The organism is Streptomyces canarius (assembly GCF_014650735.1).
Classification (GTDB): domain Bacteria; phylum Actinomycetota; class Actinomycetes; order Streptomycetales; family Streptomycetaceae; genus Streptomyces; species Streptomyces olivaceoviridis.
This window is the reverse complement of sequence record NZ_BMVN01000024.1, coordinates 97,653-117,242: the sequence shown is the minus strand read 5'-3', so window position 1 is coordinate 117,242 and position 19,590 is coordinate 97,653. Positions and strand designations below refer to the sequence as shown.

Here is a 19,590-nt window from a genome sequence, read left to right as displayed (position 1 = left end):
CTGTTCCGGGGAGTCGCGCTGTGCGTCGCGCCGCTGCCGCGGGTGCGCAACCGTCAGGCATCGGCCATCGCCCCGTCCAGACGTGCCAGCAGGTAGCCGGTGAGCGCGGCCGGCGTCGGGTGGCCGAAGACGGCCGCGGACGTCAGCGCGGTGCCGATACGGTCGCCGAGCCGCCGGGACAGCTCGATCGCCAGCAGCGAGTCCAGGCCCAGTTCGAAGAACCCGCGCTGGGCGTCGACCGGTTCGGCCGGATCCAGTTCGAGCACCTCGGTCAACTGCGCTCGCACCAGGTCCAGTACGGTCCGCTCCCGCTCGTCGGGGCTCTGCCCGGCCAACTGCTCCCTCCACCCGTTCTCGGCACCCGCGGCGGACGCCGCCGTGTGGGCGGCCGACCGCCGACGTGAGCGGACCAGGCCGCGCAGCAACGGCGGCACGGGACGGCCGGCCGCCGGAGCGGCCCACTGCTCGGGCCGGCCGGGCACCGGGAACGGCTCGCCGGAGCGCAGCGCCTCGGACACCGCCGACAGCGCCACGTCCGGGTCGGGCGCGCCGCCGGTCCCTGTCACAGCGGGCAGCAGCACCGGGGCGCTGCCGGCCGGCCCGGCCATCCGGCGGCGGGCCACGACCGCCCGCGCGAAGCCGTCGGCCGCGGCGTTCGCCGGATGATGCACCGGCCCCAGCAGGGCCGCTGCCGAGGTGACCACCAGGAACAGGGCGAGGCGGTCGTCCGCGGTGAGGTCGGCGAGGTGGCGCAGCGACTCGGTGCGCGCGGCCATCACCTCGGTGAGCCGGTCCGCGTCCAGCTCCGCGAGCCGGGTGTCGTCGGGCAGCCCCGCGGCGTGCACCACGCCGGTGAGCGGGTGCTCGTCCGGGATGCCGTCCAGCAGCCGGCGCAGCGCGTCGCGGTCGGCGACGTCGCAGGCCCGGACGGTCACCGACGCGCCGAGGGCGGTGAGGTCGGCGGCCAAAGCCGCAGCGCCCTCGGTGCCGGGTCCGCCCCGTCCGGCGAGGACGAGGTGGCGCACCCCGTGCTCGGCGGCCAGGTGCCGGGCCACCCGGGCGCCGGCCGTGCCGGTGCCGCCGACGACCAGGACGGTGCCGTCCGGATCGAGGGCCGGGGCCGTGGCCTCCGTCGTGGCGACCGGTACCAGCCGCGGCACGTGCACCCGCCCGGCGCGCACGGCGGCCTGCGGTACGGCCGCGGCCAGGACCCGGCCCAGGCTTGCCGTGCCGCGGTCTCCAGGTGCGGTGCGGGGCTCTTCCGGTGCGTCGTCGAGCAGCACGAACCGTCCCGGGTACTCGGCCTGGATCGCGGCGCACATCTCCCACACCGCCGCCGCGGCCGGGTCGGGCGCCGCCGCACCGGTGTCCCGGGGACCGACCGGCACCGCGGCGCGGGTGCGCACCACCAGGACCCGGCCCGCCAGGTCCGGCTCGTCCAGCCAGGCCTGTGCGACGGCGAGCGCCCGCCGGCAGGCGTCCTCGGGCTCCCGGCCCGCGCCGACGTCGAACACTGCGGTCGCGGCGGCTCCCAGGGGCGACGGGGCCGCGGCAACCCGGTACACGGCGTCGTCGCTGTCGACGGTGACGATCTCGACGGCGGTACCCGGCCGCCCGTCGTCGAGCGGGACCCACTCGGTCCGCAGGGCACGGCCGCCCCGTCCCGCCGGTGCCACGGTCGCCGGCCCGGCCGTGATGCGGGCCGCGGTGAGCACCGGCAGGCCCGTGTGGTCGGCCGCCTCCAGGCTGACTCCGTCGCCGGTCCGCCGCAGCCGGACGCGCAGCGCCGAGGCGCCGGACGCGTGCAACACGACCTGCTGCCAGACCGACGGCACGTGGCCCGCCGGGAAGCCCGCCACGTGCGCCGCGGCCTCCAGCAGCAGCGGGTGGACGCCGAAACGGCCGACGACGTCGGTCTGGTCGGCGGGGACGGCCACGTCGGCGTAGACGTCCTCGCCGCGCCGCCACACCGCGCGCAGGGCCGGCGGCATGGCGGCGCCGGTCGCCACGGGCAGTTCGTCGAGGCCGACCGGTTCGGCGCCGGCCGGCGGCCAGGGGGCCGGGTCCGGCTCGGGCTCGGTGACGGAGGCGGTGGGTGACAGCACGCCCCGTGCGTGCAGGGTCCACACGGGCCGGTCCCGGTCCGTCGTCGCGGGTGCCGACCGCACGGTCACGGGCCGACGGCCGGCGGCGTCGGCGCCGTCGACGCAGATCTGTAGCCGTGCCGCGTCCCCGGGGCCCAGGAGCAGGGGCGCCGTCAGCTCCAGTTCGTCCAGGTCGCCGCAGTCGACCTCGTCCCCGACCCGGATGGCCAGTTCGACCCAGAGCGAGCCGGGCACCTCGACCGGACCGCCGTCGGTACCGGCGGTGAGCCAGGGCTGATCGTGCGCCGAGAGCCGTGAGACGGCCATCAGCCCGTCCGAGCCGGGCAGTTCGACCATCGTGGTGAGCAGCGGGTGCTCGGTGCGGGCCAGACCGAGAGCGCCGGTGTCGGTGGTCCGCGAGCTCCGCAGCCAGTAGCGCCGGTGGTCGAACGGATAGGTCGGCAGCTCGCGGCAGAGGTCCCGCCAGCCGGCCTGTCCGGTGGGGAGGGCCGTCGCCCAGGAGACCGGCAGGCCGGCGGCGAAGGCTTCCGCGAAGGCGGTCGTCAACCGCTCCCGGCCGCCCTCGCCGCGCCTCAGGGTGGCGAGCACCGGCGTGGTCCGGCCGGTGTCGTGGATGATGTCGAGGAGGGACGGGACCAGCCCGGGATGGGCGGAGACCTCGACCACGGCGCGCGCGTCGGCGCTCACCGCGCGGACAGCGGCGTCCAGTTCGACCGGCCGGCGCAGATTGCGGAACCAGTAGCCGGCGTCCAGGAGTTCGTCGGGGCCGATCCAGCGACCGTCGACGGTGGAGTAGAACCGGCAGCCCGGGACGAGCCCCTGTGCGGGCCGTTCCCCGATCCCGTCCAGGGCGGCCAGCATCGGCTCCTGGAGTTCGTCGACGAGGAACGAGTGGGAGGCGTAGTCCGCCCGGATCCTGCGGAACCAGAGCTGCTGGTCGGCCGCGGCGGCGGCCAGCTCCTCGATGGCGGCGCGTTCGCCGGAGACGGCCACGTTCACCGGGCCGTTCACCGCGGCGATCTCTACCCGGCCCCCGTAGTCGGCGAGCATCTCCGTCATCCGGGCGCGGCTCACGCCGACCACGAGCATCCCGCCGGTGGACGGGAGCGCCGCGGCCATCCGGGAGCGCAGCACGATCGCGCGCAGCGCGTCCGGCACGGACAGCAGGCCCGCGACGCATGCCGCGGCGATCTCGCCCTGTGACGCGCCGAGCACCACGTCCGGCACCACACCGGCGGACGCCCAGAGCTGGGCCAGACCGGTCATCATGACGAATGAGGCGGGCTGGATCACGTCCACCCGGGACAGATCGTTCTCGCCGCCGAGCGCCTGCTCCAGCGTCCAGTCGAGGTCGTACTCGGCGAGCAGCGCGTCGCATCGCCGCACCCAGGCCCGGAACTCGGGCGAGTGGTCCATCAGTTCGCGGCCCATGCCGACCCAGTGGCCGCCCTGGCCCGGGAAGAGGAACACCGTCTGGGTGCCCGGGGTGGACGATCCGCCGGCCGGCACCCCGTCGGCACCACCGGCGGCCAGCGCCCGCAGCCCGTCGACCAGTTCGGCGCGGTCGGCCGCGATCACGGTGGTCCGCGTCTGGTGCCGGGTACGTCCGTGGGCCAGAGCGGTGGCCAGCGCGGGCAGGGGCGCGGTGCCACGCTCGGCGAAGTCGGCCAGCCGATCCGCGAGCGCGGCCAGCCGGGCCGGGCTGCCGGCCGTCAGGACGAAGGGCAGCGGGGCGTCCTCGGCGGGGCTCCGCACCGGCTCGACCGCTCGCCGCGGCGGCTCCTCCAGGATGAGGTGGGCGTTGGTGCCGCTGAGGCCGAACGCGGACACGCCCGCGCGGCGGGTGCGGCCGGGCCGGGACGGCCACGGCCGGGCGTCGGTCAGCAGCTGGATCGTGCCGCTGGACCAGTCCACCTCGGGTGTGGGGGCGTCCACGTGCAGGGTGGCCGGCAGTGTCTGGTGGCGCAGCGCGAGCACCATCTTGATCACGCTCGCCACGCCCGCGGCGGCCTGGGTGTGACCGATGTTGGACTTCACCGAGCCGAGCCACAGTGGCTGCTCGGGGTCGCGCCGGCCGTAGGTGGCCAGCAGCGCCTGGGCCTCGATCGGGTCGCCCAGCCGGGTGCCCGTGCCGTGCGCTTCCACGACGTCCACGTCGGCGGGGGCCACCCCGGAGACCGCGAGCGCGCGCCGGATCACCCGTTGCTGGGCCGGCCCGTTGGGCGCGGTGAGCCCGTTGGAGGCGCCGTCCTGGCTGATGGCGGAACCGCGTACCACGGCGCTGACACTGTGTCCGTGGGCGTGGGCGTCGGCCAGGCGTTCCAGCAGTACCACGCCGACGCCCTCGCCGTTGCCGGTGCCGTCGGCGGAGGCGGCGAACGCCTTGCAACGGCCGTCGGCCGCGAGCCCGCCGTTCTTGGCGAACTCGACGTAGGCGCCCGGCGTGGCCATCACGGTGACGCCGCCGACCACGGCCAGCGAGCACTCGCCGTTGCGCAGCGCCTGCATGGCCAGGTGCATCGCCACCAGGGAGGAGGAGCAGGCGGTGTCCACGGACACCGCCGGGCCGGTGAAGCCGTACACATAGGACACGCGGCCGGAGACCACGGAGACCGCGCCGCCGGTGCCGCGCAGGCCGTCGGATTGCGCGTCGCCGCCGAACATGCCGTAGCCCTGGCCCATCACACCGACGAACACGCCCACGTCGGTCCCGCGCAGCGCGGCCGGGTCCAGGCCGCCGTCCTCCAGGGCCTCCCACACGACCTCCAGCAGCAGCCGCTGCTGCGGGTCCATCGCCGTCGCCTCGCGCGGGGAGATGCCGAAGAACCCGGCGTCGAACTCAGCGGCGTCCGTCAGGAAGCTGCCGGCCTCCACGGGGACGGTGGACAGGTCCCAGCCGCGGTCGGTCGGGAACGGCGACCGTCCCTCCCCACGGCGGATCAGCAGCTCCCACAGGTCGTCCGGTCCTCGTACCCCGCCCGCCAGCCGGCAGCCGAGTCCGACGACGGCGATGTCGTCGTGCGCTCCGGCGGCCACCACCGGCGCCGCCTCGGCGGGTGTGGCGGTGCCGGCCAGTTCGTCGCGCAGGAACCCGGCCAGTTGCCGGGGGGTGGGGTAGTCGTAGACCAGGGTGACGGGCAGGGTCAGTCCGGTCGCGGCGGCCAGGCGGTTGCGCAGTTCCACCCCGCCGAGCGAGTCCATGCCGACGCTCTGGAAGGCGGTGTCCGGATCGATGTCGTCGGCGGACCCGTGGCCCAGGACGAGGGCGGCGCGGGACCGGACGAGGGTCAGCAGCCACGCCTCCTGCTCGGCCGGGGAACGGCCGGCGAGCGCGGCGAGCAGATCGCTCGCGGCGGCCGTGCCTTCGGCGCGCCGGCGCGCCCTGACGAGGTGCCGCAGCAGCGGCTGGACCGGACCGCCTGCGGCGGCGTCGGCACGGGCGGCGGCGAGATCCAGCTTGATCGGCACCAGGTGTGCCTCGCCGCCGTCGAGGGCGGCGTCGAACAGGGCGAGGCCTTCCTCCGGTCGCAGCGGCAGCACGCCGCCGCGGCGCATCCGGGCCCGGTCCGTGATGTCCAGGTGCCCGGTCATGCCGCCGCTCTGGTCCCACAGGCCCCAGGACAGGGCCACCCCCGGCCGGCCGGCCGCGCGGCGCGCCGTCATGAGCCCGTCCAGGTAGGCGTTGGCGGCGGCATAGTTGGCCTGTCCGGCGGAGCCGAGCAGGCCGGCGGCCGAGGAGAACGCCACGAACGCGGCGAGATCGCAGTCCCGGGTCAGCTCGTCCAGGTGCCGCGCGCCCTCGGCCTTCGGACCGAGGACGGCGGCGAGCCGGGCCGGGTCCATCGCGCCGAGCAGACCGTCGTCGAGGACGCCGGCGGTGTGGACGACGGCGGTGAGCGGGTGGGCGGCCGGGATGCCGGCGAGGAGCGTGGCCACGGCGGCACGGTCCGAGACGTCGCAGGCGGCCACGGTCACCGCGGCGCCCAGTCGGGACAGTTCGGCGACGAGTTCCTCGGCGCCTTCGGCCGCCGGTCCTCGCCGGCCGGCCAGCAGCAGGTGCCGGGCACCCCGGGCGCGGACCAGGTGGCGGGCCACCAGGGCACCGAGCGAGCCGGTGCCGCCAGTGATCAGGACGGTGCCGTCGGGGTCCAGCGCGGGCTGCCCGGCACTCGGCTCCGCGAGCGGCCCGGCGGGCGCCAGGCGGGGTAGCAGGAGGGTGGTGCCGCGCACCGCCGTCTGCGGTTCGCCGGTGGCCAACGCCGTCGCGACCGCCGCCTCGGTGTCCGCCCCGGGGTCGAGGTCGAGCAGCAGTGTCCGGCCCGGCATCTCGGCCTGGGCGGCGCGGACCAGACCCCAGACGGCGGCCGAGGGGGCGTCGGTGGCGGAGGCCGGTCCGGTGGGCGTGGCGCCGCGGGTGACGACTACGAGCCGGGCGTCGGCGGGAGCCTCGTGCTGCCAGGCCTGGAGCACGGCGAGCACGTGCGCGAGCAGCGGCTGTGCGTCGCCGCCGGGGGCGACCTCCAGCACCGCGGCGGCCGGCGGGCTGTGCTGCGGTTCGTCGTGCCCGGTCCCCTCTTCGGCGGTCCACGCGGGTCCGGGAGCGGGCACGGTGGCCCGCGCCGCGAACGCCGTCACGTCCGCGGGGCTCGTCACCGGAACCGTCACGGTCTGCCCGGACGGTGCCGCGGAGGGTTCCGTGGCGGTCCAGACGACCCGGTACATCGCGTCCGCGGCGGCGCCGGCGCCCAGGTCCTCCGGCCGGATCGGCGCCGCCGTCCAGGACCGGGCGGACAGCACCGGGATCCCGGACCCGTCGGTCGCCTCAAGACTCCACCGGTCCTCGCCGAGCGGGGTCAGCCGGGCGCGCACGCGGCGTGCGCCGCTCGCGTGCAGCACGACCTCCTCCCACACCGTGGCGGCCGTGGAACCGGCCGTCACCGCCCGCGTCACCGCTTCCAGCAGGGCCGGGTCGAGGCCGAACTCCGGGGCGCCGTCGGGGCCGGTGCCGTCGTCGGTGAGCGCGACCTCCGCGTACGTCTCCTCGCCCCGGCGCCACACGCCCAGCAGCCCGGGGCTCTCCTCGGGCGTCTCGACCGGCTCGGCCCCGGCCGGCGGCCACGCCCGCGGCGCCGGGTCGGGGGCGGCCGGCGTGCGCTCGGACAGTTCGCCGGCGGCGTGCCGGACCCAGGTACCGGAACCGTCCGCGGCACCGTGGATGGTGACCGGGCGGCAGCCCTGCTCGTCGGCCGCACCCACGGTGATCTCCAGCCGTACCCCGGCGTTCGGCGGAACGACGAGCGGGGTCTCGACGGCGAGGCGCGCCACCACCCCGCAGCCGACCTCGTCACCGGCCCGGACGGCCAGGTCCAGGAGTGCCGCGCTGCTCACCACGGTGACCCCGTGCACCCGGTGCCCGTCCAGCCACGGGTGGGTGGCCGACGACAGCCGTGCGGTGCCGACGAACCCGCCGGTGTCCGGCACGGGGACGACGGCGGACAGCAGCGGGTGGTCGGCGGGCAGCTGTCCGAGGCCGGCCGCGTCGGTGCGTCCGCCGGCCGTCTTCACCCAGTAGTGCGTGCGGTCGAAGGCGTACGTCGGCAGCTCGACGGCGGACGCGTCGGCCGGGAGCAGTGCCTGCCAGTCGGCCGGGACGCCCCGTACGAACAGCTCGGCGAGCGCGCCGATCGCGGTCTGCGCCTCGTCGTGTCCGTCGCGCAGCATCGGCGCGCACACCGGCTCGGTGCCCGAGGCGGCGGCCGTCTCCAGCATCGGCGCGGTCAGGGCCGCGCCCGGTCCCATCTCCACGAACAGCCTTCCGCCCTGGTCGAGCGCGGCGGCCATGCCGTCGGCGAAGCGCACGGTGCGGCGTACGTGCTCGACCCAGTAGTCGGTGCTGGTCATGTCGCCGTCCTGGTGGGCGACGACGCGGATTCGCGCGGGCTGCCAGGTGACGTCGGCGATCGCCGCGCGGAACTCGGCGAGCATCGGGTCCATCCGGGCGGAGTGGAAGGCGTGGGAGACCTGGAGCCGCTTGGCCTTGCGGCCCTGTGCGCGCAGCGCGTCGGCGGCGGCGAGCACCGCGTCCTCGTCACCGGAGAGCACCACCGAGGAGGGCTGGTTCACGGCGGCGATGTCGACGCCCGCACCGAGGAAGGGGCGGACGTCGTCCTCGGTGGCGGCCACGGCGACCATGGCGCCGCCGGCGGGCAGCGCCTGCATGAGCCGGCCCCGGGCGGCTACGACGGTCGCCGCGTCCTCCAGCGACAGCATTCCGGCGACGTGCGCCGCCGTGATCTCGCCGATGGAGTGGCCGAGCAGCAGCCGCGGGCGGATGCCCCACGACTCGGCCAGGCGGAACAGCGCGGTCTCGACCGCGAACAGCGCCGCCTGGGTGTGGACGGTCTGGTCCAGCAGCGCCGCCTGCGGGCTGTCCGGTTCCGCGAAGACGACGTCCCGCACGGAGGTGCCGACCGCGCCGAGGAGCCGGTCGTCCAGGCGGGCGCAGGCCTCGTCGAAGGCCGCCGCGTACACGGGGAAGCGGGCGTACAGCTCGCGTCCCATGCCGAGCCGCTGCGATCCCTGTCCCGGGAACACGAAGACGGTCGAGGCGGCGGCGCCGACCGCGGCCGTTCCGGCGGTGACGCCAAGGGCGGGCTCCCCGGCGGCGATCGCGTCGAGCCGGTCGAGAAGGGTTTCCCGGTCCGCCGCGGCGACGACGGCCCGATGGGCGAGCAGGGCGCGGCCGTTGAGCAGGGTCCGCGCCGTGTCCGGCAGCGGCAGCCCGGTCGCGACGGCCGCGCGCAGCCGCTTCGCCTGGCCTGCCAGGGCGGCCGGGTTGTGCGCCGAGACGACGAAGGGCAGTACGGCACCGGCCGCGTCGTCCGGCGGTTCGGACCCGGTGGCCGCGACGGCGGGCGGTGTGGTCGTGTCGCCGGGCGCCGTGGCCGGTTCGGCCGGGGCCTGTTCGAGGATCAGGTGCGCGTTGGTGCCGCTGATTCCGAACGAGGAGATGCCGGCCCGGCGCGGGCGGCCGGTCTCGGGCCAGGGGCGTTCCTCGGTGAGCAGGGCGACGGTGCCCGCGGACCAGTCGACGTGCGGCGTCGGCTCGTCCACGAAGAGCGTCGCGGGCAGCACGCCGTGCGTCAGGGCCCCGACCATCTTGATCACCGAGGTCACGCCGGCCGCGGCCTGGGTGTGGCCGAGGTTGGACTTGACCGATCCCAGCCACAGCGGCCGGTCGGGTGAGCGGTCCCGCCCGTAGGTGGCGATGATCGCCTCGGCCTCGCTCGGGTCGCCGAGCGTGGTGCCGGTGCCGTGGGCCTCCAGCGTGTCGACCTCGTCCGGCGCGACCCCGGCGGCGGCCAGCGCCGCGCGGATCACCCGCTGCTGCGACGGGCCGTTCGGCGCGGTGAGGCCGTTGGAGGCGCCGTCCTGGTTCACCGCGGAACCGCGGATCGCCGCGAGGACACGGTGGCCGTTGCGCCGGGCGTCGGACAGCCGTTCCAGGAGTACGACGCCCACGCCCTCGGAGAGCACGGTGCCGTCGGCAGCCGCGGCGAAGGCCTTGCACCTGCCGTCCGCGGCCAGGCCGCGGGCGCGGGAGAAGCCGGTTACGCCGACCGGGGAGCCCATGACGGCGACGCCTCCGGCGAGGGCCAGTTCGCACTCGCCCAGGCGCAGCGCCTGGGCCGCGAGGTGGATGGCCACGAGGGACGACGAGCAGGCGGTGTCCACCGTCATGGCCGGGCCCTCCAGCCCGAAGACGTAGGACACCCGTCCGGAGGCGACGCTGCCGGCGGTGGCGGTGGTGGTGAAGCCTTCGAGTTCGGCGGGCACGTCGGCCAGTGAGCCCAGGTAGTCGTGGATCGACATGCCGGTGTAGACGCCGACGCGTTCGCCGCGTACCGACGACGGGTCGATGCCCGCGCTCTCCAGCACCTGCCAGGTGGTCTCCAGCAGCAGCCGCTGCTGGGGGTCCATGGCCAGCGCCTCGCGCGGGGAGATCCCGAACAGGGCGGCGTCGAAGTACCCGGCGTCCCGCAGGAATCCGCCCCGGCGGGTGTAGGCCGTGCCGGCGCGGTCGGGGTCGGAGTCGAAGAGGCCGTCGAGGTTCCATCCGCGGTCGTCCGGGAACTCCGAGATGCCGTCCCGGCCGTCGGCGACCAGCTGCCACAGCTCGGCGGGCGAGGTGACCCCGCCGGGCAGCCGGCACGCCATGCCGACGATCACGACGGGGTCGTCGTCCGTGGCTTCGGCCGGGGCGGCCGGGCGCACGGGGGTGACGGCGTCGACCGTGCCGCCCAGTTGTTCGAGCAGGTGCCGGGCGAGCACGACCGGCGTGGGGTAGTCGAAGACGAGCGTGGCGGGCAGCTTGACAGCGGTGGCCGCCGACAGCCGGTTGCGCAGTTCGACGGCGGTCAGCGAGTCGAAGCCGATGTCGCCGAATCGCTCGGAGTCCAGGGCGGGGTCGGCCTCTCCCAGACCGAGGACGGCCGACACCTCGGTGCGGATGACGTCGAGCACCAGCTCGGTCCGCTCCTGGTCGGGGAGCCCGGCGAGCCTGCGGGCCAGCGCTCCTTCGGCGCCGGCGGCGGCCTGGGCCGTCCGCCGCGGCGGGCGCACGAGGGCGCGGAACAGCGGGGGGACGGTGCCGTCCGCGGCTGCCTCGGCGCGTACGGCACCCAGATCGAGCCGGATCGGCACGAGGAGCGGGTTGCCCGAACGGATGCCGAGGTCGAAGAGGGTGAGTGCCTCGGCCGTCGACATCGGTCGGACGCCGCCCCGGCTCATCCGAGTGCGGTCGACGTCGGCGAGCTGTCCCGTCATCCCGGTGACCGGGCTCCACAGGCCCCAGGCCAGGGACACGGCGGGCAGTCCCGCCGCCCGCCGGGCCGAGACGACGGCGTCGACGTAGGCGTTGGCCGCCGCGTAGTTGCCCTGGCCCGCGGAGCCGAAGACGCCGGCGGCCGAGGAGAACGCGGCGAAGACCTGGGGCGGCCGTTCCCGGGTCAGCTCGTCCAGCAGGCGCAGCGCGCCCGCCTTCGGCGCGAAGACGCCGGCCATGCGGTGCGGGTCCAGGCCGGCGATGACGCCGTCGTCCAGGACACCCGCGGCGTGGATGACGCCGGTCAGCGGGTGCTCGGACGGAACGGCGGCGAGCAGTTCCGCGAGGGCGTCACGGTCCGACACGTCGCAGGCGGCGACGACGACGGACGCGCCCTGCCCGGTCAGTTCGTCCACGAGCGCGGTCACGCCCTCGGCTGCCGGGCCGCGCCGGCTCGCGAGCACCAGCCGGCGTACGCCGTGCTCGTGCACCAGGTGCCGGGCCAGCAGCGCGCCGAGCACTCCGGTGCCGCCGGTGATCAGCACGGTGCCGCCCTCGGCGAACCCCGTGGGTACGTCGGGTACGTCGGGTGCGTCGGGTGCGTCGGGTTCGGTGAGCCGGGCGCGGCCGAGTCGCGGGGCGAGGACGGCATCGTCGCGTACGGCGGTCTGCGGCTCACCACTGGCGAGGGCCGCCCCGATCGCCCGGTCCCGGTCGGCGCCGGGCTCCAGGTCCACCAGGACGAACCGGCCGGGGTTCTCGGCCTGCGCGGCACGCAGCAGTCCCCACACCGCGGCGCCGCCCGGGTCGGTGACCGGACCGCGTACCGGCACCGCGCCCCGGGTCGCCACGACCAGCGGCACCGTTGCGAGGGCAGGCTCCTCCAGCCAGGCCTGGAGCACTCCGAGAACCCGGCACAGCAGCGGCAGCGGATCGTCCCCGGTACGGGCCCCGGCGTCGGTTCCGGGAGGCGCGGTGAGGTCGAGCACGGCGAGGTCGGGCACGGGCTCGCCCAGATCCTCGGCGAGCGTGATCCGCACCACGTCACCGGAGGTGGCGACGACGGCCCGGTGCTGCGCCTGCTGCCCGGCCGCGGACGGCACACGCGTCCAGTCGAGCTGCCAGAGCGCGTCGGGGGCCTGGGCGGGGTCGGCGCCCAGGTCGGAGATGGGCAGGGAGACCAGGGACTGCATGGTCAGGACCAGTGCCCCGGTCTCGTCCGCGGCGTCGAAGGAGAGGGCGTCGGGACCGCACGGCGCGACCCGGACGCGCAGCGCGCCGGCGCCGGCCGCGTGCAGTTGGACGCCGTTCCAGGCGAAGGGAAGGACGTTGCGGTCGTCCTCGTGCCGGTGGAAGGCGTTCGCGTGCAGCGCGGCGTCCAGGAGCGCGGGGTGGATGCCGAACTTCTCGATGTCCTCGCGGTGTTCGGCCGGCAGCACGGCTTCGGCGAAGATCTCCTCGCCGCGCCGCCAGACGGCGGTCAGTCCGGCGAAGGCCGGCCCGTAGTCGTACCCGCGTTCGGCGAGGCGGGCGTAGAAGTCGTCGGTGTCCTCCCGGCGTGCGCCGGGCGGCGGCCACTGGCCGAAGTCGAATCCGCTGCCGCCGACGGCGGCGTGGGAGTCGGACAGCATGCCCGCCGCGTGCCGGGTCCAGCCCTCCCCGTCCCGGGAGCTGTACACCTCGACCGGGCGGCGTCCCGTCGCGTCCGTGCCACCGACCGCGACCTGGACCCGGACGGCGCCTTCCGCGGGGAGCACCAGGGGTGCCTCGATCACGAGTTCGTCGAGGACGCCGTGGCCGAACTCGTCGCCGGCCCGGATGGCCAGGTCGACGTAGGCGGTGCCGGGCACCAGCACGACGTTCTGGATGCGGTGGCCGGCCAGCCAGGGATGGGTCGCCAGGGACAGCCGTGAGGTGAAGACCAGGCCGTCGGTCTGCGGCAGTTCCACCACCGCGCCGAGGAGCGGGTGCTCGCTGGTCACCTGGCCCAGTGACTCGGCGCCGGCCCCGGTGCCGGGCATGGTGATCCAGTACCGCTGGTGGTCGAACGGGTAGGTGGGCAGGTCCACCGGGGCCGGCCCGCGGTCGGGGACGGCCGTGGTCCAGTCGACCGTCACCCCGCGCACGAACACCTCGGCCATCGAGGCGAGCATCCGGTCCATGCCGCCCTCGTCCCGGCGCGTCGAGCCGACCGCCAGGACGTCCGCGTCCAGTTCCTCGGCGATGTCGGTGACGGCCGGCACCAGGACGGGGTGCGCACCGAGTTCGACGAAGATCCGGTGGTCCTCGGCGATCAGCTCCCGGACGGCCGGCTCGAACAGGACCGGCTGCCGCAGATTGCGGTACCAGTAGTCGGCGTCGAGCCGGTCCTGCTCGTCGAGCCACCTGCCCTCGACTGTCGAGTAGAAGGGGATGCGCGGCGCCGACGACGCCAGCCCGCCCAAGTCGGCCTCCAGGGTGGGCCTGACGCTCTCGACGTAGTGGCTGTGCGAGGCGTAGTCGACGGGAATCCGGCGGAACCGGAAGTCCAGTTCGCCCGCCCGAGCGGCCAGTTCGTCCAGCGCGGCGCCCTCCCCGGCCACCACCACCGCGGACGGACCGTTGACCGCGGCGACTTGCAGCCGCTCGGCCCAGGGTTCGATCAGCGCGCGCACCTCGTCCAGCGGCAGCCCGACGGAGGCCATGCCGCCGCCGCGCGGCAGCACTTCGGCGATGGCCTGGCTGCGCAGGGTCACCACCCGCGCGGCATCGGCGAGGGACAGCGCGCCGGCCACGCAGGCCGCCGCGATCTCACCCTGGGAGTGGCCGATCACCGCGTCCGGGACCACGCCCGCGGACTTCCAGACCTCGGCCAGGGCGACCATCACGGCGAAGCACACGGGCTGGACGACGTCGACGCGCTCCAGCTCGGTGCCGTCGCCGCGGAGCACATCGGTCAGCGACCAGTCGACCCACGGCTCGAACGCCTCCTGGCATTCGGCGATACGGGCGGCGAAGACCGGGGAGACGTCGAGCAGTTCGCGCCCCATGCCGGCCCACTGGGTGCCCTGCCCTGGGAACGCGAAAACGGTCTTGCCGGGCCCGGTCTGGCCCGCGGCACCGGTGATCACACCGGTGCCGGTGCGGCCCTCGGCCAGCAGCGCGAGTCCGTCGCGCAGCTCGTCCCGGGTGCGGGCGAGGAGTACGGCCCGGTGACTCATCAGCGCGCGGCCGGTCACCAGCGCGGAGGCGAGGTCACCGAGTGCGACCCCGTCGTCGACGGGTCCGCGCAGCCGCCGGGCCTGGCCCGCGAGCGCCGAAGCGGTACGGGCCGAGACGATGAACGGCACGGTACGTCCGGGCTCCGACGGGGTGGCGGCGGGGGCCTCGGCCGGCAGGGTGCCGGGAGCCTCCTCCAGGATCATGTGGACGTTGGTCCCGCTGGCGCCGAAGGCGGAGATGCCGCTCCGGCGGGGCCGGCCGCTCTCCGGCCACTCGCGCCCCTCGGTGAGCAGCTCGACGGTTCCCGAGGACCAGTCGACCTGCGGGGTCGGGCTGTCCACGTGCAGGGTCGCGGGCAGGTAGCGGTGACGCAGCGCGAGCACGGTCTTGATCACGGCGGCCACCCCGGAGGCGGCCTGGGTGTGGCCGAGGACGGACTTGACCGAGCCGAGCAGCAACGGCCGTTTCGGGTCGCGGCCCTGTCCGTAGGTGGCGATGAGTGCCTGTGCCTCGATCGGGTCGCCCAGGGTGGTCCCGGTGCCGTGGGCCTCGACGGCGTCGATGTCGTCGGTGGACAGCCCCGCGGCGGACAGCGCGCTGCGGATGACGCGCTGCTGGGACGGCCCGTTCGGAGCGGTCAGCCCGTTGGAGGCCCCGTCGGAGTTGACGGCCGAGCCGCGGATCACGGCGAGGACCCGGTGTCCGTTGCGCTCCGCGTCGGAGAGCCGTTCCAGCAGGACGACGCCGACGCCCTCGGCCCAGCTGCTGCCGTCCGCGGTCGCGGAGAAGGACTTGCACCGTCCGTCGAAGGCGAGGCCGCGCTGGCGCGCGAAACCGACGAAGCCGCCCGGGGTGGCCATCACGGTGGCCCCGCCGGCGAGGGCCAGCGAGCACTCGCCGCGCCGCAGCGCCTGGGACGCCAGGTGGATGGCGACTAGCGACGAGGAGCACATGGTGTCGACGGTGACGGCCGGGCCCTCCAGCCCGAGGCAGTAGGCCACCCGGCCGGAGGCGATGCCGCCGGCGCTGCCGAGCGCGCGCTCCAGGCTGAGGAAGTCCTCCGCTCCGGGGAGGTCGGGCGCGTAGTCCTGGTGCACGATGCCGGCGTACACACCGGTGTCGGAGCCGCGCAGGCTCTGCGGGTCGATCCCCGACCGCTCCAGCGTCTCCCAGCACACCTCCAGGAGCTGCCGCTGCTGGGGGTCCATCGCCAGGGCCTCCTGCGGGGAGATCCCGAAGAACCTCGCGTCGAACTGGGCCGCGTCATGGAGGAAGGCGCCCTGGTTCACATAGGTCGTGCCGGGGGTGTCCGGGTCGGGGTCGTAGAGCCCTTCGAGGTCCCAGCCACGGTCGTCGGGGAACGGCGTGTACACGTCCGTGCCCTCGGACACGACCTTCCAGAAGTCCTCCGGGCCGGCGATCCCGCCCGCGAAGCGGCAGCCGATCGACACGACGGCGATCGGCTCGGAGGCGGCGGCGAGCAACTGGGCGTTCTTCTGCCGGAGGCGCGCGGTCTCCTTGACCGACGCGCGCAGCGCCTTTACGAGATCCTGTTCCGGCGTGCTCAAGTCCGTCCTCCAGGCTTGTCGAAGCGAACGCGTCGGGGCGTCGGTGCGGTTTTCGCCGATCGACGGCGCCCCGGGCCGGCGGTGCCGCGGACGCGGCGGGCCGGCCGAAGTCCCCGGCCGGCGGCGGTGTTCGTCGTCGGGCCTGGGAGTGAGTGCGAGCGAATACGTGAGTGGTGTGCGGGCGCTGCCCGCGCCGTGGCGACCGCCGGCCGCTACCGCGCCGGCCGCGCCGTGCGGGGGCCCGCCACGACCGTGACCGGCAGGCGCACCGGTCCGAAGAACAGCAGCGACGGCCGCCACCGGGGTGCCCCGGCGGGGCGCAGCGCCGGCCCCCGGTGCAGCGCCCCGCACACGGTTTCGACCAGCAGTTTCGCCAGCGCAGCGCCGAGGCAGTGGTGGATTCCGGTGCCGAACGCCAGTGACGCGGTCTCGGGACGCTCGATGTCCAGTTCCTCCGGCCGGGCGAACACCTCCGGGTCGCGGTTCGCCCCGGCCAGCAGGAGCACCACGATCGATCCCGCGGCGACCGGCACCCCGCGGATCTCGGTGTCGCGCGTCGCGTAGCGGCGGGTGATGTGGTAGCCGCCGCTGTGCCGGAACGCCTCGGCGGCTGCCCGTTCGGCCCGCGCCGGGTCGGCGGAGAGCCGCTCCAGCTGGTCGGGGTTGGTCAGCAGGGTGTGCATGATGTTGCCGAGGGTGTCACTCAGGGTCGTCACGCCGGCCCCGAAGACCGGGAGTACCGCGAGCGCCAGCTCACGGTCGGTCAGCTGCTCGGGGTCGCCCGCCTGTTCCGCCAGGCAGGCGCTGATCAGGTCGTCGCCGGGCTCGGTGCGCTTGCCGGCGATCAACTCCGTGAAGAACGCGCCGAGTTCGGCTGCGGACTCGTCCGCCTGCCGGCCCATGGCCGCCCTGGCCGCCTCGTCGGCGCCGGGGTCGGGTGCCGGGACCGCTTCGTGCAGCAGCGTCCAGCAGCGGGGGTGCTCGCGCACGGGGATCCCCAGCAGGCCGCCGAGCACCGCCAGGCTCAGCGGAACGGAGACGAGTTCCTGGAAGTCGGCGACGTGACCGGACGGGACGGCGGCGAGCCGGTCGAGCGCGCTCAGCACCTCCTTCTCCACCACCGGGCGCAGCATTCGCAACCGGCGTGCGGTGAACCCCCGCGACAGCTGCCGCCGCAGCCTGGTGTGGTCCGGTGGGTTGCGGAAGAACAGCGACGACAGGAACTGCTCCTGACTGCGCGACGGCCGCCATCCGGGGATGTTGTCCGCCATCCAGTCGGTGTCGACGACTCGGAAGGTCTCCTGGTCGGCCAGGACCTGCCGGCAGTCCGCGTAGCGCGACACGAGTGTCGTACCGGTCCGTTCGCTGCGGTGGACGTCGGCGAGTTCACGGAGCCGGCGGTAGTGGGCGAACGGGTCGTCGCTCGTGCCCGGTGCCAGTACGAACCGCACCAGCTCCTCGATGTCCTGCCCGGTCGTCATGGTGTCCCCCTCGTCGGTGCCGTCGCTCTGCCGCCCGGCCCTCAGGCCGTGCGCCGCGCGACCCAGAGACCGTCGCGCACCGGCAGGATCACGCCGTCGAAGTCGGGGTCCTCGGCGAGCGCCGTGTTCATGTTCCGTACGCCGACCAGCTCGTTGGAGTGTTCGGCCGTCTCCCCGGCGACGACGCCGCCCCCGCAGAAGGCGTTGTCGATCATGAGGAGGCCGTTCACCTCTAGGTGCGCCTTCGACAGCTTCAGCAGCTCGGTGGCGAGCGAGGGATCGCTGCCGAAGTACCGGTGCTTCATGATGTCCTGGAAGATCAGGTCGTAGGTGCCGAGTTCCGGGACCAGCTCGAAGGCGTCACCGACGAGGATCTCGATGCGGTCGGCCATGCCCGCGCGGTCGATGAAGTCAGCGGCACGTGCCGCCCGTTCGGGGTCGAGCTCGATGCTGGTGACCTTGCCGCCCTCGGGCAGCGCGTACGCCAGCCACAGCGCCGAGTAGCCGATCGCGGTACCCAGGTCGAGCACCCGCGTCACGCTGTCGCCGCGCAGCGCGGTGAGCGTGCGGACGATGGCGCCTTCCAGCCGTCCGATGACGGGGATGCCCTCGTCCCTGGCGACCTTCTCCATCTCCAGCAGGACGGTGTTCAGCCGCTCGGGCAGCGGCGCCTGGCGGACCAGTGCGGTGGCGAAGACCTCCCGCTGGTCGGTGCTGTCCTGCGGGACGATGGGCAACGATGTGTTGATCATGAGTGTATTCCGTTCTGCTGGGTCCGGTCACCGGTCGCGGTGCGCGAAGCCGTCCACGGATCAGGCGGCCGGTTCTGGTCGACGGGGCGGAGACAGGCGGCACGCCGTGCTCCTCCGTCATGGGGGCAGGCCCGCCGGATCGGCTTCGAGCGTGACGGGCAGGGTGTTCATGCCGTGCAGGATGCTGGAGTGGATCCAGGTCTCCGGCGCGGTCTGCCGCACGCCGGACACCATCCGGCGCAGGCTGTCCAGTACGGCCTCGATCCCGGCCCGGGCAAGGACGTGACCGAGGCAGTGGTGCGCGCCGGAGGCGAAGGCCAGGTGCCGGTTCGGGGTGCGGGTGAGGTCGAAGCGGTCGGCGTCCGGGAAGACGTCGCCGTCCCGGTTGGCCGAGGCGATCCAGGCGCTGACGATCTCGCCCGCCCGGATCGGCCGGCCGTTCACCTCGACGTCGGCGGTGGCCGTCCTGCCACCGTGCAGCGAGGGCACGGTCCAGCGCAGGACCTCGTCGGCGGCCACCCGGAGGTCCAGGGCACCGCTCCTGAGCGCGTCCCACTGCTCCGGGTTCCCGATCAGTGCCAGCAGACCGCCGGAGATGGCGTGCCGGCCGGTCTCGTCCCCGCCGGTCAGCAGGCCGTAACAGTCGGCCATCAGCTCGGCGTCGCTGAGCGGCTCCCCGTCGACGCGGCAGTTGGCGAGCAGACTCACCACGTCGTCGCCGTCACCGCCGCGCCGGGTCCGTGCCAGGTCGGCGAAGTAGAGCAGGATCTCGCTCTCGGCGGTCCAGGAGTCCTCCGGCGGGGCGTCGGCGTGCCTGGAACGCCCTGCCCGCGAGACGAGGCCGAGCAGGTACTGCCGGTCTCCCCGCGCCACGCCGAGCAGGTCGAAGACCGCGCCGAGCGGAATGTTCGCGGCGACGTCCCGGACGAAGTCGGCTTCGCCCTTGGCGACGGCCGCCGCCACGAGTTCGTCCGCCGTGCGGCGGACGCCCTCCTGGACAGCGGCGAGTACCCGCGGGGAGAACGCCCTCGTCAGGATCGCGCGGATCCGCTGGTGGCGCAGTCCGTCGGTCACCGCGAGCAGCGTCCCCGCAGCCGCGTCCCCTCCGGTGAGCAGGGTGGGCAGGCTGTTGCCGTGCTCGGTGGTGAACTCCCGGCTTCGGTAGACCTCCACCACGTCGGCGTACCGGGTGATCACCCAGAACCCCGGCCGCGAGCCGCGGGCGGGCTGGCGGTGGAAGGGGCGCTCGGCCCGCAGCCGGCGCCACACCTCGGTCAGGTCGTGCTCGGCGTGCAACCGGGGGTCGGCGAAGTCCAGTTCGTCGAGTTCGTCGGGGGAGGCCAGGGGCAGTGACGTCATCGGCTGCCGTCCTGCGCGGCGGTGGCAGCCGCGGCGAGCGCGCGAACCGTCAAATGGTTGACGCCCTCGTCGAGCGCGACGGCGATACGGGCGGCGGGGGCCCGCCGGCTCACGCTGAGGGCGAGCCGGGCCGGTGCGGTGTCGCGCGGGCGCCCGGCCGTGGCGCCGAGGCCGCCCGCGGGCCGGGGCGCTTCCGCGTGCGGCGTCGGCCGACGACGTGGGCAGCGCCGGGCCGGTTCGGCGGCCTGCTGCCGCGCGCCGCCGTCCGGGGAACCGTCGTCGCGGGCCGGCGCGGCCATG

4 protein-coding genes and 1 pseudogene are annotated in these 19,590 nt (G+C 75.1%); all 5 read right to left on the bottom strand.

What is annotated here, in order from left to right; genetic code table 11:
* Positions 1–53: 53 nt before the first annotated feature.
* Positions 54–15,692, bottom strand: a pseudogene (locus IE294_RS47910) (SDR family NAD(P)-dependent oxidoreductase); the annotation flags it as partial.
* 218 nt (positions 15,693–15,910) lie between these two features.
* Complete coding sequence (locus IE294_RS28970) at positions 15,911–17,179, bottom strand: cytochrome P450 (protein WP_189890935.1); 1,269 nt, start codon at positions 17,177–17,179, stop codon at positions 15,911–15,913.
* Positions 17,180–17,220: 41 nt separating this feature from the next.
* Complete coding sequence (locus tag IE294_RS28965) at positions 17,221–17,931, bottom strand: O-methyltransferase (protein WP_189819538.1); 711 nt, start codon at positions 17,929–17,931, stop codon at positions 17,221–17,223.
* Positions 17,932–18,048: 117 nt separating this feature from the next.
* Positions 18,049–19,290: a cytochrome P450 gene (locus IE294_RS28960; protein WP_189890933.1), complete on the bottom strand. Its 1,242-nt coding sequence runs from the start codon at positions 19,288–19,290 to the stop codon at positions 18,049–18,051.
* Entirely contained in the window at positions 19,287–19,589 is a 303-nt protein-coding gene (locus tag IE294_RS28955) for a hypothetical protein (protein WP_189890931.1), read from the bottom strand. The genes IE294_RS28960 and IE294_RS28955 overlap by 4 nt, the downstream gene beginning before the upstream one ends.
* Between the last annotated feature and the right edge of the window lies 1 nt (position 19,590).

What these genes read in the sequence shown, in the direction of transcription:
- IE294_RS28970 (WP_189890935.1), bottom strand. Translation starts at nt 17,179, where the DNA reads ATGACGACCGGGCAGGACATCGAGGAGCTGGTGCGGTTCGTACTGGCA.
- IE294_RS28965 (WP_189819538.1), bottom strand. Translation starts at nt 17,931, where the DNA reads ATGATCAACACATCGTTGCCCATCGTCCCGCAGGACAGCACCGACCAG.
- IE294_RS28960 (WP_189890933.1), bottom strand. Translation starts at nt 19,290, where the DNA reads ATGACGTCACTGCCCCTGGCCTCCCCCGACGAACTCGACGAACTGGAC.
- IE294_RS28955 (WP_189890931.1), bottom strand. Translation starts at nt 19,589, where the DNA reads ATGGCCGCGCCGGCCCGCGACGACGGTTCCCCGGACGGCGGCGCGCGG.